Annotated in this window: 22 protein-coding genes; 18 read left to right on the top strand and 4 right to left on the bottom strand. The window is 37.8% G+C overall.

What is annotated here, in order from left to right; all coding sequences use genetic code 11:
* Window positions 1–3 precede the first annotated feature (3 nt).
* From AC58NB_RS06510 to AC58NB_RS06480, 7 genes are read left to right on the top strand one after another with little or no spacing between them, the layout of a single operon-like run.
* Window positions 4–459, top strand: coding sequence for a MaoC family dehydratase N-terminal domain-containing protein (locus tag AC58NB_RS06510; RefSeq protein ID WP_497426021.1), 456 nt, complete (start codon window positions 4–6; stop codon window positions 457–459).
* Window positions 460–496: 37 nt separating this feature from the next.
* Window positions 497–913 carry a MaoC/PaaZ C-terminal domain-containing protein gene (locus AC58NB_RS06505; RefSeq protein WP_497426020.1) on the top strand — a complete coding sequence of 139 codons (417 nt, stop codon included), beginning with the start codon at window positions 497–499 and terminating at the stop codon, window positions 911–913.
* A gap of 35 nt (window positions 914–948) precedes the next feature.
* A complete protein-coding gene (locus AC58NB_RS06500; RefSeq protein ID WP_497426019.1) occupies window positions 949–2,112 on the top strand; it encodes a thiolase C-terminal domain-containing protein in 1,164 nt (387 codons plus the stop codon).
* An 11-nt stretch (window positions 2,113–2,123) separates the two neighbouring features.
* Window positions 2,124–2,540 (top strand): Zn-ribbon domain-containing OB-fold protein, encoded by a 417-nt coding sequence (locus AC58NB_RS06495; protein ID WP_497426018.1) that lies wholly within the window; start codon window positions 2,124–2,126, stop codon window positions 2,538–2,540.
* Between the two features lie 20 nt (window positions 2,541–2,560).
* The gene (locus AC58NB_RS06490) at window positions 2,561–3,757 is read left to right on the top strand and encodes an acyl-CoA dehydrogenase family protein (protein WP_497426017.1); all 1,197 of its coding nucleotides are present in this window, start codon (window positions 2,561–2,563) and stop codon (window positions 3,755–3,757) included.
* Complete coding sequence (locus tag AC58NB_RS06485; protein WP_497426016.1) at window positions 3,666–4,952, top strand: acyl-CoA dehydrogenase family protein; 1,287 nt, start codon at window positions 3,666–3,668, stop codon at window positions 4,950–4,952. The genes AC58NB_RS06490 and AC58NB_RS06485 overlap by 92 nt, the downstream gene beginning before the upstream one ends.
* Window positions 4,953–4,971: 19 nt before the next feature.
* A complete protein-coding gene (locus AC58NB_RS06480; protein ID WP_497426015.1) occupies window positions 4,972–6,447 on the top strand; it encodes an aldehyde dehydrogenase family protein in 1,476 nt (491 codons plus the stop codon).
* Between the two features lie 184 nt (window positions 6,448–6,631).
* On the opposite strand, the gene AC58NB_RS06475 is transcribed toward AC58NB_RS06480, so the two are convergent.
* Window positions 6,632–7,726, bottom strand: a complete 1,095-nt coding sequence (locus tag AC58NB_RS06475) for an SGNH/GDSL hydrolase family protein (RefSeq protein WP_497426014.1) — start codon at window positions 7,724–7,726, stop codon at window positions 6,632–6,634.
* Between the two features lie 142 nt (window positions 7,727–7,868).
* Between AC58NB_RS06475 and AC58NB_RS06470 the strand changes: the two genes are divergently transcribed.
* From AC58NB_RS06470 to yodN, 5 genes are all read left to right on the top strand, one after another.
* Window positions 7,869–8,030 carry a YjcZ family sporulation protein gene (locus AC58NB_RS06470; protein WP_497426013.1) on the top strand — a complete coding sequence of 54 codons (162 nt, stop codon included), beginning with the start codon at window positions 7,869–7,871 and terminating at the stop codon, window positions 8,028–8,030.
* Between the two features lie 211 nt (window positions 8,031–8,241).
* Entirely contained in the window at window positions 8,242–9,705 is a 1,464-nt protein-coding gene (locus AC58NB_RS06465; protein ID WP_497426012.1) for an NAD(P)/FAD-dependent oxidoreductase, read from the top strand.
* 289 nt (window positions 9,706–9,994) lie between these two features.
* A complete protein-coding gene (locus AC58NB_RS06460) occupies window positions 9,995–10,216 on the top strand; it encodes a YozE family protein (protein ID WP_497426011.1) in 222 nt (73 codons plus the stop codon).
* 101 nt (window positions 10,217–10,317) lie between these two features.
* The gene (locus tag AC58NB_RS06455; RefSeq protein WP_497426010.1) at window positions 10,318–12,099 is read left to right on the top strand and encodes a sensor histidine kinase; all 1,782 of its coding nucleotides are present in this window, start codon (window positions 10,318–10,320) and stop codon (window positions 12,097–12,099) included.
* Between the two features lie 384 nt (window positions 12,100–12,483).
* Window positions 12,484–13,182 carry a germination protein YodN gene (yodN, locus tag AC58NB_RS06450; RefSeq protein WP_497426009.1) on the top strand — a complete coding sequence of 233 codons (699 nt, stop codon included), beginning with the start codon at window positions 12,484–12,486 and terminating at the stop codon, window positions 13,180–13,182.
* Window positions 13,183–13,220: 38 nt separating this feature from the next.
* Here yodN and AC58NB_RS06445 read toward each other — a convergent pair whose 3' ends face one another.
* Window positions 13,221–13,370 (bottom strand): hypothetical protein, encoded by a 150-nt coding sequence (locus tag AC58NB_RS06445; RefSeq protein ID WP_497426008.1) that lies wholly within the window; start codon window positions 13,368–13,370, stop codon window positions 13,221–13,223.
* A 293-nt stretch (window positions 13,371–13,663) separates the two neighbouring features.
* Between AC58NB_RS06445 and AC58NB_RS06440 the strand changes: the two genes are divergently transcribed.
* From AC58NB_RS06440 to AC58NB_RS06425, 4 genes are all read left to right on the top strand, one after another.
* A complete protein-coding gene (locus tag AC58NB_RS06440; protein ID WP_497426007.1) occupies window positions 13,664–13,984 on the top strand; it encodes a YodL domain-containing protein in 321 nt (106 codons plus the stop codon).
* A gap of 103 nt (window positions 13,985–14,087) precedes the next feature.
* Window positions 14,088–14,792, top strand: a complete 705-nt coding sequence (gene deoD / locus AC58NB_RS06435; RefSeq protein WP_497426006.1) for a purine-nucleoside phosphorylase — start codon at window positions 14,088–14,090, stop codon at window positions 14,790–14,792.
* 304 nt (window positions 14,793–15,096) lie between these two features.
* Window positions 15,097–15,885 carry a M15 family metallopeptidase gene (locus AC58NB_RS06430; RefSeq protein WP_497426005.1) on the top strand — a complete coding sequence of 263 codons (789 nt, stop codon included), beginning with the start codon at window positions 15,097–15,099 and terminating at the stop codon, window positions 15,883–15,885.
* A gap of 64 nt (window positions 15,886–15,949) precedes the next feature.
* Window positions 15,950–17,419 (top strand): S41 family peptidase, encoded by a 1,470-nt coding sequence (locus AC58NB_RS06425; RefSeq protein ID WP_497426260.1) that lies wholly within the window; start codon window positions 15,950–15,952, stop codon window positions 17,417–17,419.
* Window positions 17,420–17,552: 133 nt separating this feature from the next.
* On the opposite strand, the gene AC58NB_RS06420 is transcribed toward AC58NB_RS06425, so the two are convergent.
* Window positions 17,553–17,801: a DNA alkylation repair protein gene (locus AC58NB_RS06420; protein ID WP_497426004.1), complete on the bottom strand. Its 249-nt coding sequence runs from the start codon at window positions 17,799–17,801 to the stop codon at window positions 17,553–17,555.
* Window positions 17,802–18,005: 204 nt separating this feature from the next.
* On the opposite strand from AC58NB_RS06420, the gene AC58NB_RS06415 reads away from it, so the two are divergent.
* Both AC58NB_RS06415 and AC58NB_RS06410 read left to right on the top strand, forming a co-directional pair.
* Window positions 18,006–18,401 carry a FixH family protein gene (locus AC58NB_RS06415; RefSeq protein WP_497426003.1) on the top strand — a complete coding sequence of 132 codons (396 nt, stop codon included), beginning with the start codon at window positions 18,006–18,008 and terminating at the stop codon, window positions 18,399–18,401.
* Between the two features lie 343 nt (window positions 18,402–18,744).
* Window positions 18,745–19,227 carry a hypothetical protein gene (locus AC58NB_RS06410; protein ID WP_497426002.1) on the top strand — a complete coding sequence of 161 codons (483 nt, stop codon included), beginning with the start codon at window positions 18,745–18,747 and terminating at the stop codon, window positions 19,225–19,227.
* A 41-nt stretch (window positions 19,228–19,268) separates the two neighbouring features.
* Here AC58NB_RS06410 and AC58NB_RS06405 read toward each other — a convergent pair whose 3' ends face one another.
* The gene (locus AC58NB_RS06405) at window positions 19,269–19,667 is read right to left on the bottom strand and encodes a CS domain-containing protein (protein ID WP_497426001.1); all 399 of its coding nucleotides are present in this window, start codon (window positions 19,665–19,667) and stop codon (window positions 19,269–19,271) included.
* Window positions 19,668–19,692: the final 25 nt, after the last annotated feature.

Genomic DNA, 19,692 nt, shown 5'->3' with positions numbered 1-19,692 from the left:
AACATGGATTTGGATAAAAGCTTAATTGGATTGACTGGGAACCCGTATATCTTTGTTGTAGAGAAACGACATATTCGCCAATTTGCAGAAGCAATCGGGGATGAAAATCCTTTATATGTAGACGAGGAATATGCAGCTAAATCCATTTATGGCGGAATAATTGCACCACCAAGTTTCCCAATAGTCATCAGTCAGGAAAGTGAAGGTTCGATTGATTTACCGCTTGATTACAATAGGATGCTGCATGGTGAGCAAGAATTTATCTATCAGCGGCCTATACGCTTGGGAGACCGTTTAACATGCCAAACCAAAGTAGCGGATGTGTATGAACGACAAGGGAAAACAGGACAGATGCAATTTTTGGTTTTGGAGACTGAACTGAAGGATGAAGCAGGAGAGGTTGTTGTTATAGGTCGAACAAATATTATCTACCGCTCTTTAGTTAGCGGAAGGGCTTGATGAGGCAATATTCAACGGTTAAAGGAGGAAAGTAAACATGTTGAAATATGAAAAGCTGCAGGAAGGTCAACACTTGGAATCACTAGAAAAAGAGGCTGTGACAAAGGTCCAGTTAGTCAAGTATGCAGGTGCTTCGGGTGACTATAATCCATTGCACACAGATGATGAGTTTGCTAAGAAAATTGGGATGCCGGGCGTCATCGCCCACGGCATGTTGGTGATGGGCTTTTTGGGAGAGTATGTTATGAAACTAGCAGGTACATCGGCTATACCAACTAATTTTAAAATGCGTTTTGGAGCGATGACAAGGCCAGGAGATGCGATTACCTGTTCTGCAATAGTCAAGAATGTCTATCAGGAAGATGAGCAGCGTTTTGTCTCGATATCTCTTATTGCTGAAAAAGGTCCCAAAGAAGTCGTAGGCTCAGGTGAAGCCATTTTAAAATTCATATAAAACAATATTGATTGAAACTAGGAGGTTTTTTGAGAATGGCAGATATAAAAGATCGCTATGCCATTGTAGGCGTAGGAGAAAGCGAGCGTTCAAAAAAATCGGGTACAACTCCCCTCCATTTAGCATTAGATGCAGCACGTGCAGCACTTAATGATGCGGGACTACAAGCTAAGGATATAGATGGCTTTATGAGTTATTCAGAAGGTGACTCTTGTACATCTCATCAATTAGCCACCTATTTAGGGGTACGGCCCAAGTATGTAAAAGACATTTCTGGCGGTGGCAGCTCTACTGAAATGTTAATTGCCGATGCGATTGGTTTAATTGAAACTGGGCAAGTAAATACAGTTTTAATTTATCGCTCCATGAACGGGCGCTCCGGTATTCGTATGGGTGGCGGAGGCTGGGATGTGAATCTGCTCCAATCTGTGATTGATGGCGGAAGCTTCTTAATTCCATATGGTGCTGGTGGTCCAGCACAGTGGTTTGGATTATTCGCCACTAGGCATATGCATGAAACAGGCCTGACTCAAGAGCATCTGGGACATGTCTGTGTTAGTTTCTATGAACATGCACAAAGAAATCCTAAAGCGTTTTTCCACGGAAAGCCATTAACAATGGAGGAATATAAAGAAACACCTTATTTAAGCTATCCATTCAATCGTCATGATTTTTGTCTGGAATCTGATGAAGCGAATGCCATTATTGTTACTTCGGCTGAAAAAGCGAAGGATTGTAAATCTAGACCTGTGTACATTATGGGAATAGAAGCTCGTCAATGCGTTTCGCATGCCCATTACTGGTCAGATCTATCAGAAGTAGCAGCAGACTATGTTGCTCCTGAATTGTATAAAAAAGCAGGTGTTAAGCCGGAGGATATTCAAGTAGCTTCTATTTATGACTGTTATAGCTGGGTCGTTCTTCGCCAGTTAGAAGCTTATGGATTCGCACCGCGTGGTGAAGTCGGTGATTTTGTCGCTGAGGGTAATCTCAAGATGGGTGGAAAGCTTCCTTCTAATACGGCCGGTGGTATGTTATCAGAAGGCTATACCCATGGTATGAACAATGTTCTCGAAATCGTTCGTCAAGTTCGCCATGAATATAAGGGTACAGAGCGTCAAGTGAAAGATTGTGAGCTTGGTATATGTACAGGGTGGGCTGGTCCTGATATTGCCGGTGCTATGATTCTGAGAAATTAGGAGGAATAGATGTGAGTTACCAAAAACCAATACCATTAAAAAACCAAGATAATACTCCTTATTGGGAAGCAGCTGATCGTCATGAATTAGTTCTGCAAAAATGTGAAACCTGTCAATCCTATTCACATCCACCCGGTCCCTCATGTGCCAAGTGTGGCAGTACGGAATTGAGCTGGGAAAGTCGAGGTAGTGACATTAGCGGAAAAATTTATTCTTATGTTGTGTCTTATCGCCCGTTTTTGCCAGGGTTCCAAGACGATTTGCCTCATATTATTGCCGTTATTGAATTAGAGGATGTTCCAGAAGTGAAGATCATCGGCAATGTATTGGAATGTTCTCCGGAAGAAATAAAGATTGATATGCCAGTAAAAATGATGTGGCAAGACATAACGGAAGATCGTGCTCTTCCTCAATGGATGAAGGCGTAAGAAAAGGAGGATTGAACAAATTGGATTTTTCATTTACTAAACAAGAAGAAGCATTTCGTCAAGAAATCAGAACATGGCTGGAGGCTAATTTACCAGATGGTTGGTTAAGTGGTGATTATAAGATCCCGACAGATGAAAAAGAGCATGCCGACTTTTTAAGAAGCTGGCAGAAAACACTTTATGAAGGTGGATTTGCAGCCATTGCTTGGCCTGAAAAATACGGCGGACGTAATGCATCCTTGATGGAGGAAATTGTCTATCATCAAGAAATGGTTCGCGTAAAAGCCCCTGCGCTTATTAATTATGTGGGTATTCATATGGTTGCTCCAACACTCATGCAAATCGGAACAGAAGAGCAAAAGGAAAAATATATCCCCAAAATTCTAACTGGTGAAGAAGTTTGGTGCCAAGGCTATTCTGAACCGAATGCTGGTTCTGATTTATCTGCATTACAAACAAGTGCAGTAAAGAAGGGAGATCGCTGGATTATTAATGGCCAAAAAGTTTGGACGAGTTTTGGTCATGTAGCAGATCGCTGCTTTTTATTGGCACGTACAAACCGTTTTGATAAAAAGCATAAAGGCATTACGGTGTTTCTTCTGGATATGAATCAGCCGGGTGTCGAAACGCGACCGATTATTCAAATGGATGGCGCACATGACTTCAATGAAGTCTATCTGAATGATGCGGTCTGTTATGATGCGGATATCGTTGGAGAAGTAGACGAAGGTTGGAGGGTCTCAATCGCACTCATGATGCATGAGAGGACAGGGATTGGAGCCCAAGTATTTACATTAGAACAGCAATTCAATGATTTGGTCCAGCTTGCAAAAGAGGAAAATGAAGATGATGAACTATTAATCAAGAATCCTTTTGTTCAAAAAACGATGGTAGATTTGTATGCTCGTTCCCGTGGTGCTCAATTAAATTATTATCGTAGTTTAACAAAACAGCTAAAGAATGGCCATCCTGGAATAGAAGGATCGATGGATAAATTAATCGTAAGTGAATTGACAAAAGAATTACTGGCCCAATCAGTCTCCATTCAAGGTCATAAAGGAATGCTTTGGAAAGAGGATGCTGTAGTAGGGGATTCATACTGGCAGGATAATTATTTATACTCTTTTGGACAAACAATCGGCGGAGGCACGAGTGAAATTCAAAAGAATACGATTGCTGAAAGAATGTTGGGATTACCGAAAGATATGGGGCGTTAAGAAAAGCGGAGGTGAAGAGTGGATGGATTTTTCACTAAATGATGAACAAGAAATGTTTCGTGGCTATGTGCGCAAATACTTAGATAACGCTGGTCAAACAAAAACCGCTAGAGAATTCACAAAAGGGGAGACAAACTCCTTGCACACTGTACGAGCGGGAATGGCTGAATTAGGCTGTACCGCTATAAATATATCAGAAGAATATGGCGGTATGGGGCTAGGAGCTTTGGATTTAGTGCCTGTTTTTGAGGAAACAGGTCGTGCTCTTCTTCCAGGTTTATATTTAGAAACAAACGCTTTGGCTGTTCCATTGCTTGAGAAGTATGGAACAAAGGAACAAAAAGAAAAGTATTTACCTTTGGTGGCAAGTGGTGAACATGTCTTCACAATCGCCTGGTTAGAAGAAAAAGGAGGCTATAAGCCTTCCAGTATAACCATGAAGGGTGATATGAACGGTGATACTTTGACATTAAACGGAGTGAAAACACTAGTACCGGACGCAGAATTAGCGGATAGTATGCTAGTGCTAGTCCGTACAAAGGAAGGGCATAGTTCATATGGTATTACTCTAGTAATTGTTGATTGTACGGATGAAAACCTTACTATTCAAAGGCAGAAAAACATCGATGAAACAAGGTTATTGGCAAGAGTGACGTTTGAAAATATGAATGTTTCCCGAAGTCAGATTCTAGGTTCTGTTGATGCTGGATGGGACGTTTTGCAAGAGGGCTTGCTCTCCTTTAATGCTGCTCTTTGTTCGAATATAGTCGGGGGAATAGAAAAAATCGTCGACATGGCAGCGGAATATGCAAAGATACGCGAGCAGTTTGGCCAACCGATTGGTAGGTTCCAAGCTATTAAACATAGAATTGTTGATATGAAACTTGATCTTGAAACGGCGCGTTCGCTCTCTTATTATGCTAACTGGGCGATTGACTATCATCCTGAAGATCAGGTAGAAGCCGTAATAAGTGCCAGGTTATTTGCAACAGATGCCTTTATACGCGTAGCATCACATAATATTCAAATTCATGGAGGCATTGGTTTTACGGAAGAAATGGATTGTCACCTTTATGTGAAGCGGGCTCGTTTCTATGAACATTATCTTGGCAATACACAGCAATATTATGAACAAGCCGCAAAAGCTCTAGGCTGGCTGGATCATAGCAAAGAAGCGGTCCTAAATCTCGGTTAACGAAAGGATGGGGTAATGGTTGAAAACCAGTCAAGAAGTAAAAGAGTTTCGTAATTTTATTAACGGAGAAATCGTTTCTGCAGCTAATGGGAGAATAATTGAAAGTATTGATCCAGGTACAGGTAAGGTGTGGGCAACCATACCTTCGAGTACCACGGAAGACGTAGATGCTGCTGTTTCTGCAGCTCACTATGCACTGCCCGCTTGGTCAGCTCTTTCAGCTTTAGAAAGATCGAATTATTTACGGAAAATCGGTGATGTGATTGCACAACATGCTGAAGAGCTTGCTGAATTAGAAACTAGGGATAATGGGTGGGTCATTAGGGAGACAAGTTATGCTCTCATACCGATATTAACGAGTATTTGGTACGATGCGGCCGGTGCGACATCGCTCGGAAGCCGAGGCGAAACAACTCAATTAGGACCTTCTGCAATGGGATATACCATGCGTGAACCACTGGGTGTTGTCGTTGGAATAATCCCTTGGAATTCTCCATTGTTTACGTTCACTATGAAAGCGGCATATGCTTTAGCAGCAGGGAATACGGTCATTATCAAACCGTCTGAATTAGCTGCAGTTTCGTCATTGCGTTATGCGGAGCTCATGCAAGAAATTTTACCGCAGGGAGTATTAAATGTTATTTCGGGCTATGGTTCAGAAATTGGTGAGGCCCTGGTAAGTCATCGTCATGTCAACAAAGTTACCTTAACTGGTTCAGGCACAACAGCTAGTGCGATTGCCAAGTCTACAGCAGCAAAACCGAAATCGCTTACGCTAGAATTGGGAGGGAAATCGCCCAACATCGTTTTTGCAGATGCTAATTTAACGAAAGCTGCTCAAGGAGTTACCTTAAACGGTATATTCACTGGAAATGCCGGACAAATTTGTGTTGGCGGGTCTCGAATTTTAATCCAAAGGCCTGTTTTTGAAGAAATGATTGAGCTTATGAAACAGCAAATCGAGAATTATATTCAGCTTGGCGACACGATGAATCCAGAAAGTACAATGGGACCCATCGCCAACCGCTTACAATATGAAAAGGTTTGTTCTTACATTGAACTAGGTGCAAAGGAAGAAGGGGAAGTGATCGTTGGCGGGCGTTACGGTGGATCTACTTTATTACCGGAATATCCACATCTCGCGGAAGGTTACTGGGTTGAACCGACCTTGATACGAGTCGATGACAATTCTCTGCGTATTTGCCAAGAAGAAATATTTGGACCTGTTGCCGTTGTTATGCCATTTGATACGGAAGAGGAAGCGCTTGAGATTGCTAATGATACAGCCTATGGATTGGGAGCAGGGGTATGGACTTCGAATCTTGACCGGGCGCATCGAATGATCCGTAATTTGGAATCCGGAAATGTGTGGGTAAACACCTATCGCCGAGTTGGCCCGGAATTGCCGTTTGGCGGTCATAAAGATAGCGGGATTGGAAGCGATTCTGTGTTGGAATTTACACGCGAAAAAACATGCTATATTGAATTGGATTAAAGAATGGAGCCCGCACACCCAATCAGCGCAGGGGTAGCGGGCTTTTTTGTGTTTTATTGTGGTATAGGCGAAATTCTGTTTCTGATAAATCATATTGTCAGACAGTTGTTTCATCCACCTTTGTCTGTCGTTTGAAGTACGCAAAAAAAGGAGTGTCCATTTTAGGACAGCTCCATTAGAAGGGTTACTCTTTCTCGATGATTCCGGAAATCCGAATAGAGGATTCGTTCGTCACATTATTTTTACTTTGAGAACCGCTAGGGATTATTTTCAATTCATGTGTGCCTTCACCAAGCTGATTTGCCAGGTAAATATATCGTTCTTTTTGAAATGGCCACCATGTACTGATGGTGCTATGGTAATGATCGTCTATGTAAATATCGGCCATCCCTCCATCTGGACCGCGCATTAAAGTGACACCAACTAGGGGTCCGTTAAACTTGTATATTAGTTGGTGGCTTTTTTTATTCGAGTATAGGTACCCATCCTTTTTTATAAATCCTTCATTATGGATATATTGGTCTTTCATTTTTAACTGGAAATCTTCTTTAATCCATTTAGTTGAAGGAAGGTTTATTGGTTTTTGAGTTTGTTTCAATGTACTAAGCGTTTTAAAAATTTCATTCGAATATAATTTATACCCTTTCCCATTCGGATGAATCGAGTCTTTTGTTAATTCCGAAATGGAAAAGGGGGATTCTTCAAATACTGTCCGCATATCTACAGGCACGGCTCCATAATAGTGACTGATTTCGCGAATCGTTTGTGCAAACCCTTCATCCGGCAAACTACTCTCAATGACAGTTATTACGTTTGCATGAGGCGCCTTCATTTTAGCTTGTCGAATTAGATTTTCATATAATTCAGCGAAATCTTCTTTCAGCATATATTTTCGGTCATTTTCTCCAAATACAATGAAAATCACATCAGTGTATGGAGAAATATTGGTATTTTGTAATTTATAAATTCCTTCAAAAGATGTAGCCCCGCTCTGAACGATATATTGTCCAGTCATTCTGCTGCCATACCTTTTTTTAATCTGCGTTTCTAATTGGGAAAACCAAGTCAGTTCACGTGATTCTGCGCCGGAGCTTCGACCAATACTGTCTCCAACCACTACATAACGAATTCTTTGAGCGTTCTGTAGCTTAGTAGATAAATCTTGTGTTTGGCTTTTACTATAGAGTGTGTTGATGTTAAAAAATATAAAAAGGCCAACGACTAGGATTATACCGAGAAATAGTACTTGTTTACGCTTTAAAATGAAACTTACCCCCATTTGTGATCTCTGTTGACATTCTAATTTGATGTTACAACTTTCTCCTGAAATTTACAATCTAATTAGGCGAATGCACATACCCAACGGGCGTTTAACACATATAGTAAAAATGTAATGATGAACTTCTAAAGGAGTGAAGCAAATGTTTTATGGTCAAGATGGATGTTGCGGTGGAGGATATGGATATGGTTCCGGAGGGTACGGATACGGCGGTGGAGGCGGTTTTGGCTCCGGATTTGCGCTGATTGTTGTATTATTTATCCTTCTTATTATTATAGGTGCTTCGTTCTGCAGCCCTTGCTGATTGATAAGAAAGGGACGGTTATCCGTCCCTTTTTTTGTGGAATTGGTGAAAATTGACCCTTTTTCAAATGAAAACTTACATAAAAATACCTTATACACGAACGAATTTAAAAATAAATAATTTAATGTTCGCATTCTGATTGACGGACTTCCCCTCGCTTTGATATAGTTTTGATTGGAGCGATAAGCAAATTAATGGAGGAGATCCTCAAATGAAAACAAATTATGATGTTATTATCGTAGGTGCCGGACCAGCTGGAATATTCGCAGCCTACGAATTTACATTGAAATCACCAGAAGCGAAGATCCTCTTAATTGATAAAGGTCATGATATATATAGACGGAATTGTCCAATTCTGCAAAAGAAAATTATTAAATGTCCACCACCAACTAATCGTAAAAGCTTTGCTGGATGTTTACCTGCTTGTTCGATTACAAACGGTTTTGGTGGTGCAGGCGCCTATTCAGATGGAAAGTTTAATATAACGAGTGAATTTGGTGGGTGGATGACGGATTATTTATCAAAGAAACAAGTTGTTGAATTGATAAAATATGTAGATGAGATTAATTTAAAACACGGGGCAACTGATACTATCACTAATCCAATGAGTGAGGAAGTTCGTGATATCGAAAAACGAGGGTATGCTGCCGGGTTAAAACTTTTGCGTGCCAAAGTGCGCCACTTAGGTACAGAACAAAATCTAGAGATCCTGAAAAGTATTTATGAATACTTAAAAGATAGAATTGATATGGCGTTTAAAACTGAAGTAGAGGATGTCATCACAGAAAAACAGGATAATCAATACGTAACTAGAGGAATTGTTCTTAAAAATGGTGAACAATTATATTCGGATTACGTCATTGTCGCACCGGGAAGAGATGGTTCAAAATGGTTGACCGAAATTCTGAAGAAGCGTCGTTTGAAGATGACAAGCAATCAGGTTGACGTCGGTGTCAGGGTAGAAACGTCTGATATTGTTATGGAAGAAATCAATAAGTACTTATATGAAGGAAAATTTATTTTTAATACATCTGTTGGTACACAGGTTCGTACATTTTGTTCCAATCCTTCGGGACATGTCGTGGTCGAGAATCATTCCGGTATTATGCTTGCCAACGGGCATGCCTACAAAGATCCTAAGCTTGGCAGCGAGAATACAAACTTTGCTTTATTGGTATCACATAAATTCTCCGAGCCATTTGATAAACCTACCGAATATGCGCAAGATATTTCAAGACTGGCAAATGCCCTTTCCAATGGCGGGTTAATTATTCAAAAGTACGGTGATATCTTAAAAGGAAGAAGATCTACTGAAAAAAGGATAAAAGAAGGCTTTATTGAACCTACTTTAAAAGAAGCAGTTCCAGGTGATTTAGGTCTAGTCTTACCGTATAATACAATGAAAAGTTTAATTGAAATGACAGAAGCACTAAATCAAGTGACACCTGGCTTAGCCTCTGAGCACACTCTGTTTTATGGAGTAGAAGCGAAATTTTACTCAGCGCGTCCAAATGTAGATGAGCATTTCCAAACCGATATCGTCAATTTATATGTTGGTGGAGATGGAGGCGGTCTTACAAGAGGACTGGCTCAGGCGAGTGCGTGTGGTGTTTGGGTAGCCCGTGATATTATCCGTAAAATACAAGAAGTCAAAGTGGAACCCGTTTTAGTATAAAATAAACTTCGGCCAAGCCGAAGTTTTCTTTTTATGCTATATTTTTAGTAATCTACAAAATTTTATTAAAAAAATAAGACGGAAAAGCAGTTTTTCATGTATACTTATTACAGGATGTAATGAAAATACATATTTTGACAAATGTGGATTTTGGATTAATATCCACATATATTGGAAATGCGAGCTTTCACATAACTTCCAAGTATTTGAGTAAATAATAGCATTATGGAGTAATATTAGGTAATATGTATATGGCCTGAATAATGTTAAATGAGTGGAGCGGAAGCAAGTGAAATCTTTTTATCAATATTTAAACACATATAGACATGCCCTGGAGAAAAGTGAAATGTCGATTTTTGCTGAGAATGTCTTTCATGATCCAGGTTTTCCTAAAAATTCATCTGATTATCACGAAATAAGCCTGTATTTAGAAATGAATGGTGAATATATATTAGATATGAGCTTATTTGACGATGCATGGAATTTATATCTACAGCATATTGGTCAGTAAGTAAAGGGGATTATTAGGATTAAATTCCTAGTAATCCTATCTAAATTAATTATATAATCAATTTATTAGTATAGAATGAGTTTTTATTAACCATTGAATTCTTGCAGAAAGAAACAGGTGTTACTATGCCAGTTCGATTACAAACCCGTTTATTATGGTATTCGCTTATTATTTCAACGGTGCCCTTGGTGTGTCTAGGGTTTATTTCTTATTATACCCAGAAGGGGTTAATTGAAAATCAGGTTAGGATGACATTAAGAACCGCATCCTATCATGCGGCTGATACAACGGATCGATTTATAGATGAGCGAATTAGTGATCTTGCTTATTTAAGTAAGCATTCGGATATACAGTCGGATAATAAATCAGATTCCTTACAGTTTTTAAAGGAATATGTGGAGTCAAAATCGATTTACTCGGGTTATATCTATGTGAACAAGAACGGTGATGTATACCCATCAGAAGAGTATAGCGATTTATCTACCAATTTTATAAAAAGTGAATCCTTTAAAAAATCAAGTACAGGAATACAATATTTATCAAAAGTATATAAATTAAATGACCAACAGAAGCCTTTCTTTTGGATTAGTACGCCCGTATACACGAACGATAATGAGATGAATGGAGTATTTGCACCTACTTTTGATTTGTTTTATTTGTGGAAAACGATTGAATCAAATTTAACGCTTGAGCGTGAAAAGTTTCCTTATAACGCGTTTATGATTAATCATGAGGGTTGGGTTGTATCAGAGCAAAATGAAGAAAATATCATGAAAACTAATTTTCTTAAAGAAAATAATTTATCGATTAATGATTTGATTGTATCAGATCAAAATAATGAATTAATTCATTCTGAAAATGGGAAGCAGCTATATGCTGTTAAGTCGATCAAAGCTAGAGCCGATGCTCAGGAACAGTGGTATGTGGTTACTGCAGCCAATAAAAAAATTGTATATTCCCCATTATTGAAACTGATTAATGGATATATAATTATTGGAATGATTATGCTAGTTGGTATTTTGGGATTTGTCTTTTACATAACAAGAACCGTAGTTAAACCTGTCGAAAGCATGGCAGAAGGTGTGGAAAGATATACAAATGGCGAGAAATACACCCAGATTGATAATACATATTATGAGCTGATGGTTCTTAATAAAGTGTTTATGTCCATGGTTGAAACCCTGGAACAGCGGGAAAAAGAGCTTCTTAGGACGGAAAAACTTAAATATGTTGGACAACTGGCAGCAGGTGTCGCTCATGAAATCAGAAATCCAATTACAACTATTAGAGGGCTTTTCCAACTATTAAGGGACCACCCATATGATGAAAAAGTATTTAAAAATTATATTGATATTATTATAGAAGAATTAAACCGCATGAATAAAATCGTAGGTGAATTGTTAAATCTCTCAAAACCGTATCAATTAGTACTGAAAAAGTATTCAGTTAATGAGCTGATAGATGAAATCATTCTATTGCAAAGGGCAGAGCTGAATAAAAAAAATATTACTATTTTAAAGGATATCCAGTGTGATGGGACGATCTATACAGACAGGAATCGACTCTACCAAGTTATCTTAAATATTATTCAGAATTCCTGTGATGCGATGGCTGGAGGTGGTACCATCAGTATCTTAACGGATTGCGAAGATGATGAAGTGAAATTGACCATCCGTGATAATGGCCCAGGTATTAATGAAAGTATTTTAACAAAGCTCGGGACTCCATTTTTTACAACAAAAGAAAATGGGACTGGTTTGGGACTCACAACGAGCATGAAAATCATGGAAGAGTTGAAAGGGTCATTTGAAGTAACTAGTGTAGAAAGAGAAGGAACGAGTATTACCCTGACTATTCCCTCAGACGAAAAAGTCTTTATATAACTATCATAAAAAGAACCCTGGCAATCTGCTTATTCTCATTTAATAGAATAAGCAGATTGCTTTTTTATAGGGTGGGTGTAATAACAAGGTCTCACGATGATTAGGCTAAATAGGGGATTGATGACTAAAAAAGGAAAATAGTTTTTTCAGAAAAATATGGAGAAGGTTGAATTATAATTTATGTTCATAAGGCTTATTTTCTCGTGAATTAGAAATGTGTTTTGACTTTTTCGTTAAAATGTCTAGCCAGATTTTTAAAATAAACGAGTTTCATAGACAATCTAACCTTCAAGTAAAGTAGAGATTAAATTATAGGCTTCCCCTCTAGAAATAAGCTGCATATACTGATAAAAAATTTTACCCGAACTGCAAGGGGTGGCAGAAATGGGCAAGCGTAATAAACCAAAGTTTGCAATTGGAAATTCTGTAGTCATACTTGTTAATGGAATCGTTGGTGTAGTGAAATCTGTTCAGGAATTTAATCAAACTTATGTATATGAGGTCCAAGGTGCCGATGGAGTATATACGGAATCCTCTTTAATGCTTGTAGATGATTTTGAAGGACTTTTATTTGAAGCAGAACAAGTAAACATTGATTATAAATACTTTTTTGGAGATTTAGTGCAAGTGAAAGGATATGGGAAGGATATCTTTAAGGTCATTGGGTATCGGACCGAAATTTGGAGATACAAAGAAGAGTCATGGGAAGATATTATTTATGAATTATCAAGGATTAGTGACGATGAGTGGCTGGAATGCAATGAAGATGATTTGATTTTTCTGGTAGATGCTAAGGAAGCCGAACGGTTCTTAAAAAAACATGCTCTTAATCAAAAAATGAAAACCAATCAGTACAAAAAAACAACAGATCTGTCGCCAATGCTAAGCTCACAGAGCAAGAATAACCAGGAGTCTGACAAGGATGATATGATTAACCATCTTCTCGACATTTATAATGATTATCGCATATTACTTGAGATGTTTGGAGACGAAAACTATAGAAAAGTCATGAATACAGCTGTAAAAAAACTAAAAAAACTGGTAGATGATCAAACCACAAAAGAAAATAAAGAGCCTCACTAATCAAGAAGCAGACTTCTCACCTTCGAGTGGTCTGTTTTTCATAAATGGATATAAAATGCTGTATTTGATAATAAAGGAGCCAATTTCATCAATAATCCAGCCATATTTGAGAGGAATCGAGCCAATCTTGGAAAGAATCCAGCCAAACTGCGCCAAAATCCAGCCGATTCAAATCCTAATCCAGTCATTCCGTATAAAAGGTGGAAAATGAACCATCTTTTTAAAATTGAAAAGCTAATCTCCCTAACTTTTGGAGACTCAATCTCAAATATAATGGGCAACAGACTAGCTGCGCTTAAGGTTGATCATAAAAAAAGGTACGCCAACTTAAGAAACACCGCTATACAAAAGTGAAAAAATTAGTCGATAAAAGGATAACTTGAACGAGAAAGTGGTGTTTCGACAAAACTAGAAGATTTTCATTGCAGGAATTTCTTGGGTGAAGGTATAAATTAATATGAAACACATTAGGAGGGAAAGTATGCTAAAACAAAATATTTTAAAGTGGTCGGCTTTGAGAAGAAGAGAATATGAAATCGCCATTTTTCAGACAGAACACCCTCGGGAGAAGAAAGGTTATAAACTGGTTTATCAAGGGCATATCAACGGAGAGAATCATACAGATGTCATTAATAAATTGTTTAGGACATTTAATATAAGAGATTTAATCCCTAACAATTACAAAGGGAGAACTATATCTAGTGGAGATATTATTATGATTGGTGATAATTATGAAAAAAAGAGTTATTATCAGCTTCAGTCCGGTGGTTGGGCGATTGTGAATCGGCTTCATGTCTGTTAAAATCTGAATAATCCGTCATTTTATATATTTCAATAGCTTATGGTATAGTTATATTTGAATAAAAGACATTATAGTCGTTACATAAAGGAGGAAATATTCAAACATGAGTATACATATAGGCGCTAAAGAAAATGAAATCGCGGAAGCAGTTTTATTGCCGGGAGATCCACTAAGAGCAAAATATATAGCTGAAACATTTTTAGAAAATCCGGTTTGTTATAATGAAGTCAGAAACATGTTTGGTTATACAGGAACATATAAAGGGAAAAGAGTGTCTGTTCAAGGAACAGGTATGGGTGTTCCATCCATTTCTATTTATGTAAATGAACTAATGCAAAGCTACAATGTACAAAAATTAATTCGTGTAGGTACATGTGGTGCCATTCAAAAAGATGTTAAAGTAAGAGACGTAATTTTAGCTATGACATCATCTACTGATTCCAATATGAATAAATTACTTTTCGATGGAATCGATTTTGCTCCAACAGCTGATTTTAATTTGTTGAAGACAGCCTATGATACAGGTGTCGATAAAGGGTTGAATCTTAAAGTCGGTAATGTATTTACAGCAGATCAATTCTACAATGATAAAGCGGATCATAAAAAATGGGCACAATACGGTATTTTAGCGATTGAAATGGAAACAACGGCTTTATATACTTTAGCTGCTAAGTACGGCAGACAGGCATTATCCATTCTTACCGTCAGTGATCATATTATTACTGGTGAAGAAACAACAGCTGAAGAAAGACAAACAACATTTAATGACATGATTGAAGTGGCGTTAAACACAGCCATTAAAGCCTAATATCTAAAAATGAAGTAAGCTCTGGTGAAAACCGGAGCTTTTTTTATATAATAGTACTATTGATGATTTTTAGGATGAATGGTGGTAGGTATAATAAAATGATTTTATAAAAAATAGAGCATACAGCAAACGTTTCATATATACTTGAAAAAGATAAAAGGATATGTGATTAGCGTCAAGGAATGGATTCCTGCATACATACAAAACGTTTAAGTGGAATGGTCCAATAGAGTACTAGTTACGAATAATTCTTTACGAAATAGCTTGGTGACGGTTAGAGAAAAGAAATTGTGAGGGAAGAGAAATGAGAACAATACTTCTAAAGATGATGATGGCAACGGCTTTATTACTCACAGCATGTGATGGATTACCTTCTAATTCGGTTAATTCATCTAATCAAGAGAATGAGAACGAAGCACAGGAAACAAATGGTCAGGCGGAGCAGGATAATAGTGTTGAGTTAGCTGCTGAGTTATTGAATGATATAAAGGTAGAGGATGGTGTTAATTACATCCAAAATCCGGACAATTTACTCGTGTTGGTTAACAAAGAGTATAGCCTGCCGGTTGGTTACCGAGCAGATGATCTGGTAAAACCCGATGTAACCTTTTCTTTCTCAGGTGAGCATGAAAAACAACTTATGAGGAAGGAAGCTGCTGAAGCTCTCGAGAAGATGTTTGCAGCAGCTAGTGAAGAAGGGGTTGAAATCGCTGCTGTCTCCGGTTTTCGTTCCTATGACAGACAGGTTCAACTATACAATGCAGAAATTGAAGTATCGGGTATCGAACATGCCAAGCAATCCGTTGCGGAGCCTGGAAAGAGTGAGCATCAAACCGGTCTGACGATGGATGTTTCGAGTGCGGAAAATAATTATCAATTGAATGAAGCCTTTGGTTCAACGGCAGCTGGTCAATGGCTTGCAGAAAATTCGGCAGAATATGGCTTTATTATCCGGTATCCCAAAAATGGGGAGAAAATAACAGGTTATATGTATGAACCTTGGCATATTAGATATGTAAGAAAAGAATATGCCACTGATATGAAGAATAGGAACTTAACCTTCGAAGAATACATCCAGTTGGCAACCGAGTAGGATATAATTTGTGGTTCTGTTATAATATAGGTAATTCTTATGGCAGTATAGTTCAGTGAAAGTGGTGAACCAGTTGGATTCAGAACAAGGACAAAAAAATGAGCCTAAGGGCTATTTGAAAATAAGATGGGTCTATCTTATTTTTGGAGCAGCTTTATTAATTATTCTTAGTGTTTTTGCAACACGATACATAGTTGCTAATTCACAACAATCGACATCAGGAATCAAGACATCCTTCAGTGGATCTGAGAGTGATATGGATAAAATCAAGAGTGCCCTGGAAACACTTGAAAATAATTATTTCGAAGAAGTAGACAGAGATAAATTAATTGATGGTGCCATAAATGGAATGGTGGAATCCCTTGACGATCCCTATTCAGATTTTATGACAAAAGAAGAAGCGGCCAGCTTCCATGAAAGCATTTCATCTTCTTTTGAAGGCATCGGGGCAGAAATAATGGCGGAAAATGATCAAATTGTGATTGTTTCACCGATAAAAGGTGCACCCGCTGAAAAAGCTGGATTAAAAGCAGGCGACATTATTTTAAAAGTAAATGATAAAAGCCTGCAGGGAATGTCAGCGAGCGATGCGGTGCTGCAAATCCGCGGAAAAAAAGGAACAAAGGTTAATTTATTAATTCAACGTCCCGGAGCAAGTAAAACAATGGAAGTTAATCTTGTAAGAGATACCATTCCGGTTAATACAGTCTATAAAGAAAACTTGACTGATGAAATAGCCAGCATTCAACTAACAAGTTTTTCTGAAAATACCGCCGAAGAGCTTGAAAAAGCGCTGCGTGAGGTAGAAGAGCAAGGAATGAAGGGAATTGTCCTTGACTTAAGGCAAAATCCGGGTGGTTTATTAGATCAGGCTGAAATCATTGCGAATATGTTTGTTCCTGCTGGTAAAACCCTCTTCCAGGTTGAGGATAGAAGTGGTAACAGACAAGTATCAAAAGCAACAGACACAGGTTATAAGTTTGATTTATCGACTGTTGTTTTAATTGATGAAGGAAGTGCCAGTGCCTCCGAAATAGTGGCAGCTGCGTTAAATGAATCTGCTGATATTCCGTTGGTAGGCGTTAAATCATATGGTAAGGGAACTGCTCAATCTGCCATAGACTTCACGGATAAATCTAATTTGAAATTTACGTATGCGAAATGGCTGACTCCGGATGGTAATTGGATTCATAAAAAAGGAATCAAGCCTGACATCAATGTCAAAATGCCTGATTATGCTAATCTGTCGTTCATTAATCCAGAAGAAAAACTTACAATCTCCACGATGTCATCAGAAGTGGAGAATGCAGAGAAAATGCTTGAAGCAATTGGATACGATCCAGGTAAAGCAGATGGATATTTTGATGAAGACACAGCTGCGGCGGTTAAAAAATTCCAGAAGGAACATGATTTAAAAGAAACAGGTGTAATTCAGGGAGATACCACTAATAAATTAATGACTGAATTAAGAAATAAAATCACAAAAGAAGACCCACAATTGGAAGCAGCTAAGAAAAAGTTGCTGAAGAAATAAAATAAAAAAATCGCTTCTCCTTTAACAGGAGAGGCGATTTTTTTATGGTTGAAATAGATGGTAAGTTCGTGTAACTACGACAAATGTTTACCGATAGATATCATGGATTAGTAACTTTCAAAGATAAAGTTGACTAGTTAAATGAACGTTCACCAAATGCAATAAATGTTTTCTCATCTTCTATTAATCCACAGGCTGCACATTGAATCCTTCTGACAGGTCCGTTATATGGCAAATGGAAGGCGTCTAATTCATCATCTGCGTACATCTGAACAATAGTGCCTGATTGTGGATCGAGTTTTACATAAATGGGATTTTGTTCGATTACATTAAATCGAGATCGGTTTGTTTTACAGTTCGGGCAACAATAGGGATGACTCACATACCTAACCTCCTTTTACTGTAGCTTTTGTATCTAATCTGGAAATATACAGGTAGGGGAAGGAGAAATAAGTAAAGAGTACTAATTCAATATTCTATAATAAATAATCGTACTAGTATTTTTAAAATTAGTGCTGGTTTACAATTCCAGTTTTGAGTATGATTAGAAATAGAATGATGGATCACATAAGGGGTTGGATTTGAATTGTATAAAAAGAATGTATGGTTGATTTGTATGTGTATAGCTACGGTATCCATGCTGTTTGGCTGCCAATCAAAAGCAGCAGATGAAGAAGTACCTGCGATCATTGATGTGCAAGTGAAAATTTCACCTGAGAATGCAAAAGTTAAAGAAAATATGCTTTTCGAGGTGACCGTAACACAGGGGGAAGATAAAGTTACAGATGCCTCATCAGTTGAATTTGAGTTTGGGAAGAAGGATGGCTCTGACAAGGAGAAAATTCCCGTTAAACATAAAAAGGACGGCGTTTATAGTCTCGAAAAAGCATTTAATCAAGAGGGAGATTATTACCTTATTCCGCATGTAACAGCAAGAGACATGCATGCAATGCCAAAGAAAGAGTTTAAGATATCAAAGTAATCGGTATAAAAATCATGAATATTCTTTAGTTAGTACTTTGACATAAGTATTCAGTAAATAATAAACCTGAGCTATTAGGTGATAGTTAATTTCTCCTAATAATTTGGGTTTTATTTGTTTTCAATAGATTTTGGATACCCTCCGCCTTTCAGACTCATTTATCAGTTATATCCTCGCCCGTTTTATAAATAAGAATCGTGTATTTATAAAACGGAATGGACGGCAATCAGTAATCTCCCAAATATTTTATAATATTATTGCTTCATGTATCTTCTTTTTCAAACAAGGCGTGCATATACATATAGTTATTAAGTTATGCATCGATAGAAAGGAATGGTCAATTATGACAATTCAGGAGAATGATAAAAAGGTACATGAACCATCACAGGTGTACAAATTACATAGGGAAGAAAAACAATATACACCTGAAACGCATAATCAAACAGAATTTAAAATCAAAGAAATTACTGGATTGGATGTTGGAGAGTTTACCAATCGCTCTTTCCAAAACAGGACAAATCATGAATTTGTAAATATAAAAAAAGAACTGTTTTTTAAATCGAATGGCCATGCACATATCATTTTCGACGTCCATAAACTCAAGTTTTTTACAATAGCGACAGCAAACCCAAATGATAAAGCGATCTATGCTACCTTATTGGTAAGTCCCGATAATATGATGTATGCATCCTTGATGGAAAAGCGGTTGATCAATCAGGGGAAATTAGAAATATTGGATTGTCATAACAGGTTGAAATACGTGAAGGTTGAACTCAACGGTAAAGCGGGAGACAAAGCACTGGTTTTTTTACAGGGAGAAAAATAAATGACAATAAAAAAACTGGCTAGTGCTTATAAGCCAGTTTTTTACCATTCAGGTATGGAGATTTCAGAGAAATGTGATTCATTTAATTTGAAGAGAATGATTTCCAAAATTTCATCTCGGTAAGATGATTTTGACCCCTTTTTCTTAACTGGAGCCGGCAAGTGGAAAGAATGTTTCTCATCTGGATCCGGTAGCAGACCGGATAATAGAAATTTTGTGGACGTATGATAAACCTTAAGGGTAGGTAATTGCTCCTCTTTGATTGGAATTCTAATAAAGAGATAATCATGAGTCTCCAAAATATCAACAGAGAGCGTTTTTGCTGAATTGGATATGGGATGCTCATCTGGCTCTTGATTGTTCTTAAATTGTTGGTTGATTAATCCTCCTAATTGTTCAGGTGAAAGCATAGAGAATAATTGTTCCATCTGCTTTTCCATACCTGACTGATTAATAAACTTTATC

The sequence above is a fragment of the Pradoshia sp. TA40_28 genome (assembly GCF_059694525.1).
The sequence above is the reverse complement of the archived record's forward strand: the minus strand, read 5'-3'. Positions and strand labels throughout refer to the sequence as shown.